18 protein-coding genes are annotated in these 17,683 nt (G+C 64.8%); 7 read left to right on the top strand and 11 right to left on the bottom strand.

The genetic code is table 11. The annotated features are described in order from the left end of the window. Positions 1-22: 22 nt before the first annotated feature. The 4 genes from V8683_RS18425 to V8683_RS18410 are packed head-to-tail and all read left to right on the top strand — an operon-like array spanning position 23 to position 3,339. On the top strand, positions 23-1,231 hold the full coding sequence (locus tag V8683_RS18425; protein WP_411190085.1) for an acyl-CoA dehydrogenase family protein: 1,209 nt from the start codon (positions 23-25) through the stop codon (positions 1,229-1,231). A 10-nt stretch (positions 1,232-1,241) separates the two neighbouring features. Beyond that, positions 1,242-2,369 carry an acyl-CoA dehydrogenase family protein gene (locus V8683_RS18420; RefSeq protein WP_411190084.1) on the top strand — a complete coding sequence of 376 codons (1,128 nt, stop codon included), beginning with the start codon at positions 1,242-1,244 and terminating at the stop codon, positions 2,367-2,369. Between the two features lie 29 nt (positions 2,370-2,398). Continuing rightward, on the top strand, positions 2,399-2,872 hold the full coding sequence (locus V8683_RS18415) for a MaoC family dehydratase (protein WP_411190083.1): 474 nt from the start codon (positions 2,399-2,401) through the stop codon (positions 2,870-2,872). Then, entirely contained in the window at positions 2,869-3,339 is a 471-nt protein-coding gene (locus tag V8683_RS18410) for a MaoC family dehydratase (RefSeq protein ID WP_411190082.1), read from the top strand. The genes V8683_RS18415 and V8683_RS18410 overlap by 4 nt, the downstream gene beginning before the upstream one ends. 90 nt (positions 3,340-3,429) lie before the next feature. Here the strand turns inward: V8683_RS18410 and V8683_RS18405 are convergent, their stop codons facing one another. The 5 genes from V8683_RS18405 to V8683_RS18385 form a co-directional block, all read right to left on the bottom strand. Then, positions 3,430-4,131 (bottom strand): glutathione binding-like protein, encoded by a 702-nt coding sequence (locus V8683_RS18405; protein WP_411190081.1) that lies wholly within the window; start codon positions 4,129-4,131, stop codon positions 3,430-3,432. A gap of 208 nt (positions 4,132-4,339) precedes the next feature. After that, positions 4,340-5,599, bottom strand: coding sequence for an acyl-CoA dehydrogenase family protein (locus tag V8683_RS18400; protein WP_411190080.1), 1,260 nt, complete (start codon positions 5,597-5,599; stop codon positions 4,340-4,342). A gap of 51 nt (positions 5,600-5,650) precedes the next feature. Continuing rightward, positions 5,651-6,757 carry a phosphotransferase gene (locus tag V8683_RS18395; protein ID WP_411190079.1) on the bottom strand — a complete coding sequence of 369 codons (1,107 nt, stop codon included), beginning with the start codon at positions 6,755-6,757 and terminating at the stop codon, positions 5,651-5,653. 34 nt (positions 6,758-6,791) lie between these two features. After that, positions 6,792-7,511, bottom strand: coding sequence for a histidine phosphatase family protein (locus tag V8683_RS18390; RefSeq protein ID WP_411190078.1), 720 nt, complete (start codon positions 7,509-7,511; stop codon positions 6,792-6,794). Then, the gene (locus tag V8683_RS18385) at positions 7,512-8,300 is read right to left on the bottom strand and encodes an oxepin-CoA hydrolase, alternative type (RefSeq protein WP_411190077.1); all 789 of its coding nucleotides are present in this window, start codon (positions 8,298-8,300) and stop codon (positions 7,512-7,514) included. A 173-nt stretch (positions 8,301-8,473) separates the two neighbouring features. On the opposite strand from V8683_RS18385, the gene V8683_RS18380 reads away from it, so the two are divergent. Beyond that, entirely contained in the window at positions 8,474-9,115 is a 642-nt protein-coding gene (locus tag V8683_RS18380) for a glutathione S-transferase family protein (RefSeq protein WP_411190076.1), read from the top strand. Positions 9,116-9,232: 117 nt separating this feature from the next. Here the strand turns inward: V8683_RS18380 and V8683_RS18375 are convergent, their stop codons facing one another. Both V8683_RS18375 and V8683_RS18370 read right to left on the bottom strand, forming a co-directional pair. Continuing rightward, positions 9,233-10,423 carry a pyridoxal phosphate-dependent aminotransferase gene (locus V8683_RS18375; protein ID WP_411190075.1) on the bottom strand — a complete coding sequence of 397 codons (1,191 nt, stop codon included), beginning with the start codon at positions 10,421-10,423 and terminating at the stop codon, positions 9,233-9,235. A 112-nt stretch (positions 10,424-10,535) separates the two neighbouring features. Continuing rightward, positions 10,536-11,066 (bottom strand): putative toxin-antitoxin system toxin component, PIN family, encoded by a 531-nt coding sequence (locus tag V8683_RS18370; protein ID WP_411190579.1) that lies wholly within the window; start codon positions 11,064-11,066, stop codon positions 10,536-10,538. A gap of 52 nt (positions 11,067-11,118) precedes the next feature. Between V8683_RS18370 and yaaA the strand changes: the two genes are divergently transcribed. Together yaaA and V8683_RS18360 are read left to right on the top strand one after the other, a co-directional pair. Beyond that, complete coding sequence (gene yaaA / locus V8683_RS18365) at positions 11,119-11,910, top strand: peroxide stress protein YaaA (RefSeq protein WP_411190074.1); 792 nt, start codon at positions 11,119-11,121, stop codon at positions 11,908-11,910. A 15-nt stretch (positions 11,911-11,925) separates the two neighbouring features. Next, positions 11,926-13,089 carry a M14 family metallopeptidase gene (locus tag V8683_RS18360; protein ID WP_411190073.1) on the top strand — a complete coding sequence of 388 codons (1,164 nt, stop codon included), beginning with the start codon at positions 11,926-11,928 and terminating at the stop codon, positions 13,087-13,089. A gap of 76 nt (positions 13,090-13,165) precedes the next feature. On the opposite strand, the gene V8683_RS18355 is transcribed toward V8683_RS18360, so the two are convergent. From V8683_RS18355 to V8683_RS18340, 4 genes are all read right to left on the bottom strand, one after another. Further along, a complete protein-coding gene (locus tag V8683_RS18355) occupies positions 13,166-13,813 on the bottom strand; it encodes a BspC domain-containing protein (RefSeq protein WP_411190072.1) in 648 nt (215 codons plus the stop codon). A 210-nt stretch (positions 13,814-14,023) separates the two neighbouring features. Further along, complete coding sequence (locus V8683_RS18350; protein ID WP_411190071.1) at positions 14,024-14,698, bottom strand: energy-coupling factor ABC transporter permease; 675 nt, start codon at positions 14,696-14,698, stop codon at positions 14,024-14,026. A 9-nt stretch (positions 14,699-14,707) separates the two neighbouring features. After that, positions 14,708-15,634 carry a helix-turn-helix transcriptional regulator gene (locus tag V8683_RS18345; protein ID WP_411190070.1) on the bottom strand — a complete coding sequence of 309 codons (927 nt, stop codon included), beginning with the start codon at positions 15,632-15,634 and terminating at the stop codon, positions 14,708-14,710. Between the two features lie 196 nt (positions 15,635-15,830). After that, positions 15,831-17,045 carry a DUF2863 family protein gene (locus tag V8683_RS18340; RefSeq protein WP_411190069.1) on the bottom strand — a complete coding sequence of 405 codons (1,215 nt, stop codon included), beginning with the start codon at positions 17,043-17,045 and terminating at the stop codon, positions 15,831-15,833. Positions 17,046-17,683: the final 638 nt, after the last annotated feature.

Here is a 17,683-nt window from a genome sequence, read left to right as displayed (position 1 = left end):
CCGCGGCCAGGAGACACTGCGCATGGATCTCGATTATTCCCCCGCCGACGACGCATTCCGCGCCGAAATCCGCGCCTGGCTCGAGGCTAACGTGCCTCAAGCCGCGCGCGAGAAGATTCTCAACCACAAACGTCTGAGTCGTGACGACATCGCGAGCTGGCACAAGCTGCTCGGTCAACGCGGCTGGTCCGCGCCCGCGTGGCCCGTGGAGTACGGCGGCCCGGGCTGGGACACCGCTCAGCGTCATATCTGGGACGAGGAGTGCGCACGCATCGGCGCGCCGCCGGTGCTGCCATTCGGCGTGTCGATGGTCGCGCCGGTGATTATGAAGTATGGCAACGAAGCGCAGAAGCGCTACTATCTGCCGCGCATCCTGGCGGGAACCGACTGGTGGTGCCAGGGCTACTCCGAACCCGGCTCCGGGTCCGACCTCGCTTCGCTGCGCACGCGCGCCGTCCGGGTCCAGGACGATTCGGGCGATCACTACGTCGTGAACGGCCAGAAGACCTGGACCACGCTGGGCCAGCACGCCGACATGATGTTCTGCCTCGTGCGCACCGATCCGGCTGCGAAGAAGCAGGAAGGCATCTCGTTCCTGCTGGTCGACATGAAGACGCCAGGCATCACCGTGCGTCCGATCATCATGCTCGACGAAGAGCATGAGGTGAACGAAGTGTTCTTCGAGGACGTGAAGGTTCCCGTCGAAAATCGGGTGGGCGAGGAGAACCGCGGCTGGACGTACGCGAAGTATCTGCTCGGTCATGAGCGCACCGGCATCGCGCGCGTGGGCGCCTCGAAGCGCGAACTCGCGTTCCTCAAGAAGCTCGCGCTCAAGCAAAAGAAGCACGGCAAGCCGTTGCTCGAAGACCCGCTCTTCGCGGCGCGCGTCGCCGCCGTCGAGATCGAGCTGATGGCGCTCGAGGTGACCGTCGAACGCGTGATCGCGAGCGAAGGCGCCGGGCGCGGGCCCGGTCCCGAGGCGTCCATGCTCAAGATCAAGGGCACCGAGGTCCAGCAGGCGCTGACCGAGCTGATGGTCGACGCGGTCGGCCCGCTCGCCGCACCGTTCGATCCGGCCTTCCTCGAAGGCGAAGACGCACATGCGGCCGGCGGCGACGATGATGCGGCCCCGCTCGCGGCTTACTACTTCAACTATCGCAAGACGTCGATCTACGGCGGGTCGAACGAAATCCAGAAGAACATCATCTCGCAGATGATCCTGGGGCTTTGAGGAGCGGCGCATGAACTTCAATTTCACCGAAGAGCAACAGCAACTCACCGACGCACTGCGTCGCTATCTCGACAAGAACTACGGCTTCGAAGCGCGCCAGGCGATCGTGAAGACGGCTGAAGGTGTCTCGGCCGACCACTGGAGCGCGTTCGTCGAACTCGGTCTCACGGCGCTGCCGGTGCCGGCGGACCAGGGCGGCTTCGACGGCACGCCGTTCGACATGCTGGTCGTCATGCAGGAGCTTGGCCGCGCGCTCGTGGTCGAGCCTTACTGGGCGACGGCGGTGGGTGTCGAGGCGCTCAGGCTGGCGGGAACCGCGCAGCCCGAGAACGCGCAACTGCTCGAACGCGTGGCAGCAGGCGAGGCGCGCGTTGCCGTGGCGTTTCACGAGCCCGATGCGCGTTACGACCTGTTCTCGATCGAGACCATGGCAAAGGAAACCGGCAACGGCTTTGCGCTTTCGGGCGCCAAGTCCGTCGTGCAGCATGGCGCTCAGGCCGACTACTGGATCGTGCCGGCGCGTCTTGGTGGCGACATCGCGCTGTTTGTCGTGGCCCGCGACGCCGAGGGTGTTGCAGTGAGCGATTACCGCACGATCGATGGCCAGCGTGCCGCGACGCTGAGGTTCGACGGCACGCCCGCGCGGCGTCTGGGCGATGCCTCGGTGGGCGCGGCAACGCTCGAGCAGATCGCCGACTACGCGACCTTCCTGCTGTGCGCGGAAGCCGTCGGCGCGATGGATGCGCTCAATCACGCGACCGTCGAGTACACGAAAACGCGTCAGCAATTCGGCGTGCCGATCGCGCGTTTCCAGGCGCTGCAGCATCGCATGGCCGAAATGTTGATCCACGCCGAGCAGGCGCGCTCGCTCACGTATCTTGCCGCGGCGCGTTACAGTAGCGAGTCGCCGGACGAGCGCCGCCGCACGATTTCCGCCGCGAAGGTGCGCGTGGGGCAGGCGGCGCGTTACGTCGGCCAGCAGGCCGTGCAGCTGCACGGTGGCATGGGTGTCACCAACGAGGTCGCCGCGGCGCATCTGTTCAAGCGCCTCACGATCATCGACACGACGCTTGGCGACGTCGATCATCATCTGGAGCGGTTCGCCGCGCTGCCGGGCTTTGCGAAGGCGGCGGCGTGAACACCGCGGCAGCAGCGAGGGAAGCAACGATGGGCTTGAGCTACGAAGACCTGGAAGTGGGCAAGACGTATGAAGTCGGCTCGCATACGTTCACGCGCGACGAGATCGTGCATTTCGCGGAGCAGTTCGATCCGCAGCCGTTCCACGTGAGCGAGGCGGGCGGCGAGGCGTCGATGTTCGGCGGCCTCGTGGCGAGCGGCTGGCACACGTGCTCGGTCATGATGGGGCTGCTCGTGCGCCACTTCCTGCGCGATTCGACCTCGATGGGCTCGCCCGGCGTCGACGAGATCCGCTGGCTCAAGCCGACGCGCGTCGGCGACACGCTGACGATGAAGAACACCATCGTCAGCAAGCGCGTGTCGGAGAGCAAGCCCGATCGCGGTATCGTCGAAACGCGCTGGGAAGGCGTCAACCAGCACGGCGAGACCGTCGTGACGGTGCGCTCGAAAGGGCTGTTCGGATTGCGCCATCCTGGCGTGGGCCAAACCGGGAGCGCATCGTGAGCGAGAGCGGTATCGTGCAGATCGCCGACCTTGCCGCGCTGCGCGCGCTTGCAGGCGGCGCGCCGTTCGTGAGCGGCTGGATCGAAGTAGGCGAGCCGCAGGTACTGGGCTTTGCCGATGCCACCGGCGACCATCAGTGGATTCACGTCGACGCGGAACGCGCGCGCCGCGAGTCGCCGTTCGGCGGTCCGATCGCGCATGGTTTTCTCACGCTTTCGCTGATCCCGGCGCTGCTCGAACAGACCGTGCAGATGCGTCAGCGCATGGGCGTCAACTACGGGCTCAACCGCGTGCGCTTCACTTCACCGGTGCCCGTGGGAGCGAAGGTGCGGGCGCGCTTCGGCGTGAAGGAAGTGAGCGAGGTCGGCGACGGCGGCGTACAGGTAACGTGGGACGTGACCATCGAGCGCGAAGGTGGCGAGCGGCCCGCGTGCGTCGCGGAGTTTCTCACGCGGCACTATTTCTGAGCGCATCCAGGCGCGATGAATGAAGAAGGGGCGTCCGGCCGTGAAGGCCGGGCGCCCCTTTTTTGCAGAGTCCGTTTGCGCGCGCGGTGCTCAGTGCTTCTTGTACTGCGTCGCGCCGAACAAGACCTCGCGTGCCTTGTCGTCGGTAATCGGCTTGCGCGCCGAAGCCAGCACCTCGACGCCGCGCTTGACCGCCGGGCGCGCCGCAATGGCTTCGTGCCAGCGCTTCACGTTCGGCAGCGCGTCGAGGTCGATGCCCTGGTTTTGCCACGAACGCGTCCACGGGAACGCGGCGATATCGGCGATGGTGTACTCATTGCCTGCCAGATATTCGGTCTTGCCGAGCTGCGTATCCATCACGTTGTAGAGCCGCTTGGCTTCGTTCGTGTAGCGATTGACGGCGTACTCGATCTTCTCCGGCGCGTAAATGCGGAAGTGGTGCGCCTGACCGAGCATCGGCCCGAGGCCACCCATCTGGAACATCACCCACTGCAGCACGTCGTAGCGCGCGGCGAGATCCTCGGGCATGAACTTGCCGGTCTTCGCGGCGAGATAGATGAGGATGGCGCCCGATTCGAACAGCGAAAACGGCTTGCCGTCCTCGCGCGCCGGACCTTCCGTATCGACGATCGCCGGAATCTTGTTGTTCGGGCTGATGGCGAGGAAGTCCGGCTGGAACTGGTCGCCCGCGCCGATATCGACCGGATGCACCCGGTACGCCAGGCCGGTCTCTTCCAGCATGATGTGGACTTTGTGGCCGTTCGGCGTGGCCCAACTGTAGACGTCGATCATCGTGGCTCCATGGCGCGATAGAAGGGCGGCGGGCGTGCCTTTGGCGCCTCGCCGGATCTCGCGGAAATTAGCATAGTTCGGCGGGCGCTGCCGAGGGCGAACAGGAGTCCGCGTTGACGTCAGGGCCATCGGCCGAATGGGCAATGACCGTGGGGATCACGGCGCCCGCCCGGCGCACAGATCGCAGCCGGGCAGGCGGGGCGCCGCTTCAGGACCGCGTGACCGGCATCTCGACGCGCGAGGCGGCATCGGCGTCCATATGCCTCGCCAGTTCGAGCTTGGCGATGGCATTGCGGTGGACCTCATCGGGACCGTCCGCGAAACGCAGCGTGCGCGCCGAGGCGTACGCGTAGGCGAGCGGGAAGTCCCCGCTCACACCCGCCGCGCCGTGCACCTGCATCGCCCAGTCGATTACCTGGCAGGCCATGTTCGGCGCCACCACCTTGATCATCGCGATCTCTCCGCGCGCGCCCTTGTTGCCGACCGTGTCCATCATGTACGCGGTCTTGAGCGTGAGGAGGCGCGCCTGGTCGATCATGCAGCGCGCCTCGGCAATGCGTTCCTGCGTGACCGTCTGCTGGGCCACCGGCTTGCCGAACGCCACACGCGTCAACGCGCGCTTCGCCATCAGTTCGAGCGCGCGCTCGGCGAGGCCGATCAGGCGCATGCAGTGATGGATGCGGCCCGGCCCGAGACGCCCCTGAGCGATCTCGAAGCCGCGGCCTTCGCCCAGCAGGATGTTCGAGGCGGGCACTCGGACGTTTTCGAGCGCGATCTCCATGTGGCCGTGCGGGGCGTCGTCGTAGCCGAACACCGTCAGCGGGCGGCGCACGGTGATGCCGGCGGTGTCGGCCGGCACGAGGATCATCGACTGCTGCGCGTGGCGCGGCCCCTCGGGATCGGTCTTGCCCATCAGGATGTAGATCGCGCAGCGCGGGTCGCCGGCGCCCGACGACCACCACTTCGTGCCGTTGATCACGTACTCGTCGCCGTCACGTTCGATGCGGGTCTGGATGTTGGTCGCGTCGGACGAGGCGACGTCGGGCTCCGTCATCAGGAACGCCGAGCGGATCTGTCCTTCCAGCAGCGGCTGGAGCCACTGGCGCTTGTGTTCCTCGGTGCCGTAGCGCTCGATGGTCTCCATGTTGCCCGTGTCGGGCGCGCTGCAGTTGAACACCTCCGGCGCCCAGTACACGCGGCCCATGATTTCACACAGCGGCGCGTACTCCAGGTTCGTCAGGCCGGCGCCTCGCGTCGAATCGGGCAGGAACAGGTTCCACAGGTCCGCTTCGCGCGCCTTGATCTTCAGCTTCTCGACGATTTCCGTCGGCACCCACGCGTTGCCGTTCGCGCGATTGCGCTCGACTTCCGCGTGATAGACGGACTCGTTCGGGTAAATGTGCTCGTCGAAAAACGCGAGCAGTCTCTTGCGCAGTGCCTCAACTTTCGGGGTGTAATCGAAGTTCATCTGTGACCTCGCCTTGAAATGAGCTGTCGTGCCGCTATCGGTATCGCGGTGTCAACGGACCTGCTGCGCGTAGTGCCACGCGAGTTCCGCCATCGGCCGCGCGCGGCTGCCTGCGTCGGCGGCCTGGGCGCTCGCCGCCGTGCCGTCCACCACGCGTTTCATGATGCCCTGCAGGATCGCGGCGATGCGGAACATGTTGTAGGCCAGGTAGAAGTTCCAGTCACCACGAATCTCGAGGCCGGTACGCTCGCGATAGCGCCGTACGTAGTCCTCTTCGTCCGGAATGCCGAGCGCGGCCCAGTCGAGTCCGCCTATGCCGCGAAACTGCGCCGGATCGACGTGCCAGGCCATGCAGTGGTACGAGAAGTCGGCAAGCGGGTCGCCCAGTGTCGAGAGCTCCCAGTCGAGCACGGCGAGCACGCGCGGCTCGGTGGGGTGGAAGATCAGGTTGTCGAGCCGGTAGTCGCCGTGCACGACCGAGATGCGCGAGCCCGTATCGTCGGGCATGTGCTGCGGCAGCCACTCGATCAGGCGATGCATTGCCTCGATCGGTTCGGTCTCCGACGCTTGATACTGGCGGCTCCAGCGATCGATCTGGCGTGCGAAATAATTGCCGGGCTTGCCGTAATCGCCGAGCCCGATTGCCTCCGGCTTCACGTTGTGCAGCGCGGCGATCACCCGGTTCATTTCCTCGTAGATCGCCGCGCGTTCCGCGCGCGTCATGCCGGGCAGCGACTGGTCCCACAGCACGCGGCCCTCGACGAATTCCATCACGTAGAACGCGCGGCCGATCACGGCTTCGTCTTCGCACAGCGCGAGCATCCTGGCGACGGGCACGTCGGTGTTGCCGAGCGCGGCCATCACGCGGTATTCGCGCTCGATGGCGTGCGCCGACGGCAGCAGCCTGGCCTTCGGCCCCGGCTTGGCGCGCATCACATAGGTGCGCGTTGGCGTGACGAGCTTGAAAGTGGGATTCGACTGGCCGCCGGCGAACTGTTCGACCGTCAACGGCCCGGCGAACCCATCGACGTGGGCGGCCAGCCAGGCGGCGAGCGCCTCGGTGTCGAAGCGCTGGCGTTCGGCGACGGGGCGCGTGCCCTCGAATGCCGAGTAGTCGGGTTGCTTCGGGGCGTCTCCATCCGGGGTGGCTTGCGCCATGTCTGTCTCCCTTATGCTGTTCGGGCGCCGAGCGCTAGCCCTGTGGGCGGTAGCGCAAAAATTGCGCGTAGAGCATTTCCATCGAGGTGTTGCGCACGTCGCGATGGAGCGGCGACGGCGGCGAGAAATTGAGCAGGCGCACGACCCAGTCTGCGGGCGCCGAGCCGACGTCGAGCGCATTGATGCAGCCGGTGGCCTGCGCCAGATGTCCGAAGAACGTGCGGCCTCCCGCCGTGAGCGCATGCGAAAGGATCGCGCGGTTCACGCCGCCGTGCAGCACGAGCAGCGCGGTGTCCCAGGACGGATCGGCGCGCAGCTTCGCGACTTCGGGCAGCACGCGGTCGAGCAGCTCGCCCACCGTTTCGCCGCCCAGAAAACGCGTGGTTTCAGGCACGATGCCTTCGAATACGCGCAGGAAGGCGCTCTCCACTTCGTCGGGCGGGATCTCGGCAAGACGTCCGCCGTGTATCTCTTCCCACGCCGGCTGGACTTCGAGCTCGATCTGCTGACCCGTTTCGGCGAGCACAAGCTGTGCCGTCTCGACCGTGCGCCTGAGGCCGCTCACGATCACGCGGTCGAAGCGCACGTTCTGCGACGCGAACGCCCGGCCGGCGGCCGTTGCCTGAGCGCGGCCGTTTTCGTTGAGCGGCACCGTGTCGGGGTCGATCGCGCGGCCCGAGCCGTCGAAGTAGGTGACGTCGCCATGCCGCATCAGAAAAATGCGCCGGCGCGTGGGCATCTGGAAGCCGCTCATTTACTTGTAGACTGGAGCACGTTTTTCGAGGAACGCCGTAATGCCTTCCAGCCCGTCGCGATGATGCAGCGAGGCGACGAAGCTCTCGCGCTCGGCAAGGAGCTGGTCGGCAAGCGGCTGGGTTTCCGCCGCATTGACGAGGCCTTTGATGCGCGCGGCCGAGTTCGGCGAGACCTTCGCGAGGTCGTCGGCCCAGGCCAGCGCGGCGTCGAGCGCTCCGTGCGGCTTCGCGAGACGGTTCACGACGCCGAGCTCCGCCAGGCGCGCCGCGCCGATCGGCTTGGCCTCCAGCATCAGTTCGGTCGCGAGCGCACGGGGCAGCGCGCGTGCGAGGAACCACGAGCCGCCGCCGTCGGGCGTGAGGCCCACGCGCGAATACGACATGACGAACTTCGCGTCTTCGGCGGCGACGACGAGGTCGGCGGCCAGCGCCAGCGAGAAGCCGGCGCCCGCCGCCGCGCCTTCCACCGCGGCGATGATCGGCTTGCTGCACTGGCGCATCGCCGTGACCCAGCTCGCGAGCGTGTCGATGCTGGCGGCCTGCACCGACGGATCTTTCGCGCGGTTTTCGAGCAGGCGGTTCAGATTGCCGCCTGCACAGAAGAAATGATCGGCGCCGGTCAGCACGATCGCGCGCAGCGAGGCATCGCGCTCGGCGGCGTCGAACGCTTCGATGGCGGCGGCGTACATGTCGGGATGCAGCGCATTGCGCGCGCCGGGATTCGACAGCGTCAGGACGAGCGTCGATTCATGGCCTTGCGGCCGTGCACTGCGGAGTTCGGCGCTCATACGCGGGCCTCGTTCGGTTCGTTGGCTTTGCCAGGTGTCTCAATGTTGAAATGATGGGAAGCCATTAGAAACTTCGCTCCATGATTGTCCTAGAATAGCACGGTCGTACATTTTCACGAAAACAGATCGGCGACGTTGTATCGGCAGTCGCCTGACCCCAAGGAGGAATGAGGATGATCAAGCTGCATGGATTCGCGCTCTCGAACTACTACAACAAGGTCAAGCTCGTGCTGCTCGAGCACGGTATTCCCTTCGAGGAAGTTTTCAACAAGCTCCCGCTCGACGAGGCCTTGCTTGCGCACTCGCCCGCAGGAAAGGTGCCGTTCGTCGAAACGGAGCATGGCTTTCTGTGCGAATCGGCGGTCATCGTCGAATATCTGAACGCACGCTACCCCGAGAAGCGGATTTTCTCCGCGGATCTGTGGGAGGCCGCGAAGGAGCGCGAACTGATCACCTTCGTCGAAACGCACCTTGAACTCGAAGCGCGCGAACTCTACAGCGAGGCGTTCTTCGGCGGCAAGGTGAGCGACGAGGTCAAGGCGACGGCGCAAAAGCGTCTGCGCCGCTATCTCGCGGCCTTCAGGCGTCTCGCGAAGTTCACGCCGTATGTGGCGGGCGAGCGGTTCGGCGTGGTCGACACGGCGGCCTACGTGAGCTTGCCGCTCGTCGCGAGGGCGACGCAGCGGGTCTATGGCGAGGATATGGTGGTCGAGGCCGGCATCGACTGGAAGCCGTACGCGCAGCTGGTGGGTGAGCGGCCGTCGGCGCAGCGCGTCAACGCGGATCGCAAGGCGTATATCGACGCGAACTCGTAACGGCAGTGCAACGGTCGCGAGGCGTACGCGGTGCGCCTCGCGTGCGCAGCGCCTCGCTGCGTCGCGCGATGATCGGGAACGCCATGTCGTCCGCGGATTCATCGCGCATGGATGCCGTTAGAGCCGCGCGAGCCGTTCGAGCGCGGCCGCGAGCGTGCTTTCCTGCTTTGCGAAGCAAAAGCGCACGACGCCCGATTCGTGCGGCTCGCGATAAAACGCCGACACGGGGATCGCGGCCACGCCGATCTCGGTCGTGAGCCACTTCGAGAACTCGGCTTCGGAAAGGCTGCTGATCGCCGAGTAATCGACGCACTGGAAGTACGTGCCCTCGCACGGCAGCAGTTTGAAGCGTGTGTTCGCGAGGCCTGCGCGGAAGAAATCGCGCTTCTTCTGATAGAACGCCGGCAACTCCAGATACGGCTTCGGGTCGCGCAGATACTGCGCAAGACCCACCTGCATCGGCGTGTTCACCGTGAACACGTTGAACTGATGGACCTTGCGGAATTCCGCGGTGAGCGGCGCGGGCGCGGCGACGTACCCCACTTTCCAGCCGGTTACGTGATAGGTCTTGCCGAAGCTCGACACGATGAAGCTGCGCGCCGCCAGTTCTGGATAGCGCGCGACGCTCTCGTGCGGCGCGCCGTCGTAGACCATGTGTTCGTAGACTTCGTCGGAGAGGATCAGCACGCTGGTGCCGCGCACGATGGCTTCGAGCTTGCGCATGTCCTCGGCGCGCCATACGGTGCCCGTCGGGTTGTGCGGCGTGTTGATGAGGATGAGGCGCGTCTTCGGCGTGATGGCGGCGGCCAGGCGGTCGAACGGAATGGCGTAGTCGGGCGCCTCCAGCGTGACGAATACGGGCTTGCCGCCCGCGAGCTCGATCGACGGCAGATAGCTGTCGTAGGTCGGCTCGACTACGATCACTTCGTCGCCGGGGTGAACCGCGCACAAGATCGCCGTGAGGATCGCCTGGGTCGCGCCTGCCGTCACCGTGATCTCGCTCGCCGCGTCGTAGCGACGGCCGTACACCTGGGCGATCTTGTCGGCGATGGCTTCGCGCAGCGTCGGCACGCCCGCCATCGGCGGGTACTGGTTGTGGCCGCTGCGCATGGCCTGCGCGACGGCATCGACGATGCGCGTGTCGCAGTCGAAGTCGGGAAAGCCCTGGCCCAGATTGACTGCGCCCTTTTCAGCGGCGAGCGCGCTCATCACCGTGAAGATCGTCGTGCCGACGTTCGGCAGACGCGAAGGAAATGAGGGCGTGAGCGGCGTGGCGGGCGATTCGTTCGACGAGTGCGGTGCGTTCATGGCGCGGACGGGCAGTGGGTCTGGGTTGAGCGGGAAAGTCTGATTTTAGGCAAATCGGCGCGGGTTCGTGCGGGTGTCCTGCGCTTGTTCCGGGAGTGCCCGTTGACTGGCTTCAGGTAGCGTCGGTTCCGGTGCCGTCGAGCCTCGCTTCAAGTCCCGCTTCAAATCCTGCTTCAAGCCCCGTTTCGGCAACGAAGACGCCAGGCGTTGCCACGCGAAAGCCGAAGTCGCGCGCCATGCGCCGCGCGAGCTTGAGCACGGCGCGATCCTTCGAGACGAGCCAGGCCGCGCCGCTCGCGCGCGCGAGTTCGAGAAACTTCTGGTCGTCCCGGTCGCGGCATTGCGGCAGGGGCCGCGCGTCGTCGGGGAGCGCGGGCGGCACGATTTCACGCGCGAGGCGCGAGATGGCGGCGAGCGCGTCGGCCTTTTCGATGCCGCGTCCTGCGAACTGGGGGTAGTCGAGGACATACGCGAGTTCGGCGAGGCAGCGTGCGTCGATCACGGCGCCAAGCGCACCGCTTTCAAGGCCGGCGCGTATCGGACGCGTATGCGGATCGTCGAACACGAGGATGTCGATCCACACATTCGAATCGAGGACTACCGAGATGGCGTGGGCGGGCGCCTGGGGCGGAAAACCGGTCATTCTGGACATTCGCTACAATCGGGCTTTCGCCTTTGGACATTGCAAGCGCTCTATGATAATCGTTCTGTCGCCGGCCAAATCGCTCGACTATGACACGCCGGCGCACGTCGAAACCCACACGATTCCCGACTTCGTCGACGACGCGGCCGAACTGATCGACGGCCTGCGCCGTCTTTCGCCGCAGCAGATCGGCACGCTCATGAGCCTATCCGATCCGCTCGCACGGCTGAATTTCCAGCGTTACGCCGACTGGTCGAAACAGTTCAGCCAGGCCAACGCGAAGCAGGCCGTGCTCGCGTTCAACGGCGATGTGTACGAGGGCTTTCAGGCCCGCTCGCTCTCCGCCGCCGATCTCGACTACGCACAGCAGCACGTGCGCGTGCTCTCGGGCCTCTACGGTCTGCTGCGCCCGCTCGACCTGCTGCAGCCTTATCGCCTCGAAATGGGCACGCGTTTCGAGAATGCGCGCGGCAAGGATCTTTATGCCTTCTGGGGCGAGCGCATCACCCACGCACTGAACGCCCAGTTCGACCATAACGCCCGGCGTACGAAGGGTGCGCGCGTGCTCGTGAACTGCGCGTCGAACGAGTATTTCAAGTCGGTCAAGCCCAAGAAGCTGGCGGCGCCGGTTATCACACCGGTGTTCGAGGACTGGAAGGGTGGCCGCTACAAGGTCATCAGCTTCCACGCAAAGCGTGCGCGCGGCCTGATGGCGCGCTATGCGGTCGAGCATCGCATCTCGGAGCCTCAGGCGCTCAAGGGTTTCGACGCCGAAGGCTACGCATTCGATGCCGATGCATCCAACGACTCGACCTGGATATTTCGCCGGCGCATTGCCGAATAAGCGAGAGGAACCGTCATGACCCTAGCCATTACCAGCCAGTTCGACGCCGGCGCGATCGAAGTCCTGTCGTGCGGACGCGCCGACGATATCCGCCTGCGTGTGCGCTCCGACAATCAGTCGGAGTTCGCGCAGTGGTTCTACTTCCGGCTCTCGGGCGCGCGCGGCGAGCGCTGCGTGATGACGTTCGAGAACGCGGCGGCCTGCGCATTTCCGGAGGGATGGCGCAATTACCAGGCGGCGGCGAGCTACGACCGCGTGAACTGGTTCCGCGTGCCGACTTCGTACGACGGCCAGAAGCTCACGATCGACCATACGCCCGATTTCGATCGCGTCTATTACGCGTACTTCGAGCCGTACAGCGAGGAGCGTCATTCGGAGTTCCTCGGCGCACTGCAGCAACTGCCTCATGCCACGCTGACCGAACTCGGCCAGACGGGAGAGGGGCGGCCCATGTCGCTGCTCACGCTCGGCACGGCGGGCGACACCACACCGGACGGCAAGCCGAAGAAGACGGTCTGGATCATCGCGCGCCAGCATCCGGGAGAAACGATGGCCGAGTGGTTCGTCGAAGGGCTCGTGAAGCGGCTCGCCGGTTGGGGCGACTGGGCGGGCGACCCGGTGGCGCGCAAGCTCTACGACCGCGCGGTGTTCCACATCGTGCCGAACATGAACCCCGATGGCAGCGTGCACGGCAACCTGCGCACGAATGCAGCCGGGGCGAACCTGAACCGCGAATGGATGGAGCCGGACGCGCAGCGCAGCCCGGAGGTGCTGGTGGTGCGAGAGGCGATCGAGGCCACGGGCGTCGATCTCTTCTTCGACATCCATGGCGACGAGTCGCTGCCGTACGTATTCGTTGCCGGTTCGGAGATGCTGCCGGGCTTCACCGGGCAGCAGCGTGTCGAACAAAAGGCGTTTATCGACGCGTTCAAGATCGCGAGCCCTGACTTTCAGGACCAGCACGGCTACGAGTCGAGCCGCTACCGGGAGGACGCGCTCAAGCTCGCGTCCAAATACATCGGCCACCGCTACGGCTGCCTTTCGCTGACGCTGGAGATGCCGTTCAAGGACAACGCCAACCTGCCGGACGAGCGCGTGGGCTGGAATGGCGAGCGCAGCGCCGCGCTTGGCGCAGCGATGCTGCAGGCCATCCTGCATCACGTCGAGACGTTCGCGTAACGAGCGGGGTAGACGAGAAAAGGGGGAAGCGATCCAGGTCGCTTCCCCCTTTTTGCTGGCCCGCGCCGGTGGGCGGTTATTGGGCCGTCGTTGTCTTTTTCGAGGCTGTCTTTTTCGCGGTTGTCTTCTTCGAGGACGAACCCGGCTTGCGGCTCGACTTGTTCGATGTGCCTTTTTTCGAAGTCTTGCCCGTCGACTTCTTCGTTGAGTGCTTGCCATGCCCGTGCGCATTGCTGTGCGACGACCCGCCGGTCTCCGCACGAGCGCGCGCCGGCGGTACGGGGTCGTTCCAGCTGAAGGCGAGCATCTGATTGCCCACGTAGCCGCAGCGGAACTTGAGGTCGTAGGGCGAAGCGTCGCTATCGTGCGGAATCCCGATGCCGTCGACCGTCACGATCGTATCGACCTTCACGCGCTGCTTACCTTCGTCGAACGAATCGTTCCATGGGGTGACGGTGGCATGGGCGGTATCGAACGACGAGGGGGGAAACTCGACGTGGTCGAGCGCCGTCGAGGTGCTGGCGACGAAGTTGCCATGCGCGGCGCAGTCGGCGACCAGCGGATCGGCATGCATCTGGTTGATGTAGGTGTTGACCAGGTCGTTGTGCTGATCGAGTTGATCGGCCTTGGCGGGCAGTGCGAGGGCAAGCGCGAGGCTTGCGGCGCATGCTGCCAGTCGGCCGGCCATTGTCAGCAACCGGCGAGATGCGGAATTGCGGTCCATCTGGTTAATGTCGAAGCGGGGTGGGACGTCAGGCTCAATAAGAGCTTGCGATGCGTGGGCGAGTTCAATTCTGAAACAATTATTTTGTGCCTACGTAAGGCCGTGCCGTCGCCGGGACGGTGTGCACGAGACCGCTTCGTGCTGCGGCGCTACGCGCGATGCGAAGACTGGTGTGTAGCGCAGAGACGACCTGATCTTCGGAGGGCGTTCTCAGGTGCGTGGACCGCCTAGCCGGTATCGCCGCACGTCGTAGGTCGTGACCCAGGCCGGTCGATAGACGGCGATCAATGCCGTAGCCATGCCAGTGAACCAGGCCTCGCCGGATGCCAGCAGGAACACGCTGAAGGCATAACCGACCGGCACGACGACCATCGAGTCGCCGTTCAGGGCGATATGAGTACCGAGCGCGAGATACGCTGCGCAGGCCACGGCAATCGCCGGAGAGACGAAGCCTTGACCTACGATAAACATAAAGAGATTGCGCGGCAGCCACGCGATGCAGGCTCGTTGCAGCAAAGCCGAAACTCCGACCGGAAAGGCGCCGAATACGAGGAAGCTGAGCGCGACGCCGTCCCAGGGCGTGTCGAAGACGAGCGCCGCGAGTGCGACGACCGCCGCCATCGCAACGAGTGCGAGGTCCCAGTCGAACAGCGTCACGACGAGCGTTGCGCCGAGCAGATGCAGCACGGTGCCGTCTTCGAGCCATGCATTGCTCGCCCACAGCACGGATACGGCTACGACGATCGCGAGCCATACGTGCTGGAGCGTAGCGTCCTGGAGACGCTTGAACGGGTTGTTCCATACCGCGAGCGCGAGCAGGCCCACGGCGGCAATCCACCCACCGATGACGACCCACAGCGGAAGCGGCGTATACAGGAACCCCATGGCTTCATATTACTCGTTGGATGACAAAACGTGTGCGCAGGGTGGCCCCGGTGGATTGTCGTCGGCGCCGTCGCTGTCGAGGCCAGGCTCGCTGCACTGCGCTAACCCGGTTTCTCCCCACGGACAATCGGGTTCCGCAGCCATCGCCAGCGGCGGCGCGGTGTCGCCTGTCAGCAACGGGTACCGGAACGAATCGGTTTCGCGCGGCCGCAGCGGCATAGGGCCATGCTCGCCGTGCATGGGTTTGGGCGCGCGGTCCATCTGGACACGCAGCACCTCGAGCTGGTTCGCGAGCAGACCGTTGTAGATCGCGACGGCCGCCGCCCGGTTGGGTGCGCCAAGCTGCTGGAAGATGCTGGTCAGGTGGATCTTGACGGTGCCTTCGCTAATGCCGAGGGCTCGGGCGATCATCTTGTTCGTGCTGCCCATGTGGACGCAACGGAGAATCTGCTGCTGACGCGGCGACAGGTGGACCACGGGGCGGCGAGGGCGCGTCGTCGTGTCGCTTCTCGCCGGCTGTTGCGCCGGCTGCGGCGACGGCCATGGCGCGGCGAGGACATCGGCCGGTAGATGGTTGCCGCCAAGCAGGATGAGTTCGAGCAGCTTGACGATCAAAATTGAATCGGTAGTCCGACGGATGATCCCGCGTGCGCCTTCCGCGAGCAGGTCGCGGACCGCGGTGGGGGGCGTTTCTGCGTCCACGATGACCGCAATCGGCAGGCTACGGTAGCGATTCGCGAAATTCCGGAGCTCTCCCGCGCGAATGCCGGCATGCCAGTCGACCACGAACAGATCCGGTGCGAAACGCTGCATGGCGCGCTCGGCACTGCGCCAGTCGGGAGCATCGTTAAAGCGTGCGCGACGGTCGATTTGCCTAAGCAGGGCCTTGAGCCCTTCGCGCCGTTCGGCATCCGGATTAAATACTGCGAACCGCATGGACAAGCCCTCCTGTTTTTGAGGCCCTCTCGAAATGAATGCACAGCGCATTTACTGGGCACGCCGCTTGGCGAGGAACCACGTCGCCATGATGACAAAAAGCTTGCAGCGTGGCGGCCTGTCCAGATGGCATAAGACAAATGGCAAAAAAAAGTCCCGCGCACAGGCGGGACCGGGTAGGAATATGACGTGTTTCTTAGTGGAAATGTGGCTGCACGGGCTCAGCATCTTCTGGCATCTCGGCGTGGACTATCTCGCCGAGCGGGTCTGCATAGAGCGGTACGCCGCAGTCGTCGCAATATTCCGGCTCGAAGCGGCCGGCATGACGGCGAATCTCGGTGATGCCCGACTCCTTCAGCAGCGCCACGATTTCCTCGAGCGGACCGCTGCCGGCGCCTTCTTCTGTCGGTTCCTCGTCGATCTCGGCGTCGCCGTTTTCACGCCCGTACAGCGGCCAGACGACACCGTAGAGGACGTCGTTGCTGCCGCGGCGCGTGAAGCCGATGCGATATTCGTCGATGCGACGCTCACCGAAGCCCGCGACAACTGCGCGCAGGTCTTGCGCGCCGCCGCCGATCGTGTCGAGCAGGTAACGGACAGCCGTGCGGATCGTGTGAGGGCGTACACGCTCGTCGGCGTCGCGGCAGGCCGAGTAATACGCGTCCGGCAGCAGACATTCGAACTCGCAGCCCGGCATCACGACGGCGAGATTGGCGCCGCCCTGGGTTGCCCACTGTTCGAGGCACTGGCCGCGCTCGATGCGCGAACTGTGCTCCTCTTCCTGCCAGCGGAAGAGCGGGGCGCCGACCGGTGCTGCCACAACGGCGAGCAGGAAGCGCGGGTCGGCGAGGATGGGGGATGTCTCGGGCAGTTCGCCGGAACTGATCTTTGCGGCGGCGCCGCCTAACGCGGCGTGCGAAAGCTGCTGGGCGAGGCGCCAGGTTTCGACGTGATGGCGCGGCAACTGGTCGATGCTGTAGAGGTAGGGCGCCATCGCCACACGCGTACCGTTTGCCAGCACGTGGGCCTGGAGATGGTTGCGAAGGGCGTCGGAATTGTCGGCCTTCAGCGGCCCCGACGGGATGACGTAGCGTGTCCAGGCGAGCACCGGCGCGGCGATGAGCAGCGCCTCGTATTGAGCGCCTTCATGCTCGACGATGAACGATTCGCTGTGCGTTTCGGCCATGTCCGCCAGGGCGCCGTAGGCGTCCGGATGGTTTTGCTGCAGATGGTCGAGTGCGGCGTCGAGCGTCGTCTGGTTACCGTTGCGCACGATCTTCGCTAGCAGCGTGTCAAGCTTGGCCTCCCAGAATCGGTCTTCGGTGCGGCTGCCCGAGGCGAACAGGGCGAGCGACAGGCCGACGAGTTTGTCGGCGTCTGGAGGAAGGCGTTTGGCGATTCGCGAGCGCATAAATCTGTGATTTGGAATGCAGAGAACCTCGTATTCTAGTCGGTTCCGTGCGCGCCATCGGTTTGTGCCGCAGCATCACGACAGGCGTATATGTCTATATGACGTGGAGCGGGGCGATAGTAGAGCGAGGCCGGTCTGGGATCGACTTCATCCGGATGGACTGGACGATCGGCAGGTGCGTTGCGCGATACCCGGATGGTCAGGTCAAAAAAACCGCTTGCAAGAAGGGGACCGGGTCACTAGAATCTCGGTCTTTCGCGCTTTCGACGAGAGCGCGGGGAGACGGGAAGCCTGGGGCGAAAGCCTTGTGGCGCCGGGGTCTTCCGGGTGGTGGGCAGGTTGGCGGCAGGTTAAGCGAAGTAAAAAACCTGTTGACAGATCACCCGGCAGTCTCCATAATCTCGTTTCTCTGCTGCAGACGCAGCGACGCAGGAAGAAGCCGGCAGTTGATGAGTTTTAGCGGCGTTTTTGCGAACGATCTTTAAAAATTTACAGCCGACAGGTGTGGGCGCTTGATGCGGTGGGCGGGCCGGTGGATTCTTCGGAGTCTGTCGGAAAGCACAAGTATCAAGAGTCTCACACTAAAGTAAGTCAGGTTTTTGAATTTATTCAGAACCTGTCAGCTTTGAGTGAGCGAC

The organism is Paraburkholderia sp. AV2 (genome assembly GCF_054968425.1).
This window is presented reverse-complemented; position numbering and strand designations above follow the sequence as displayed.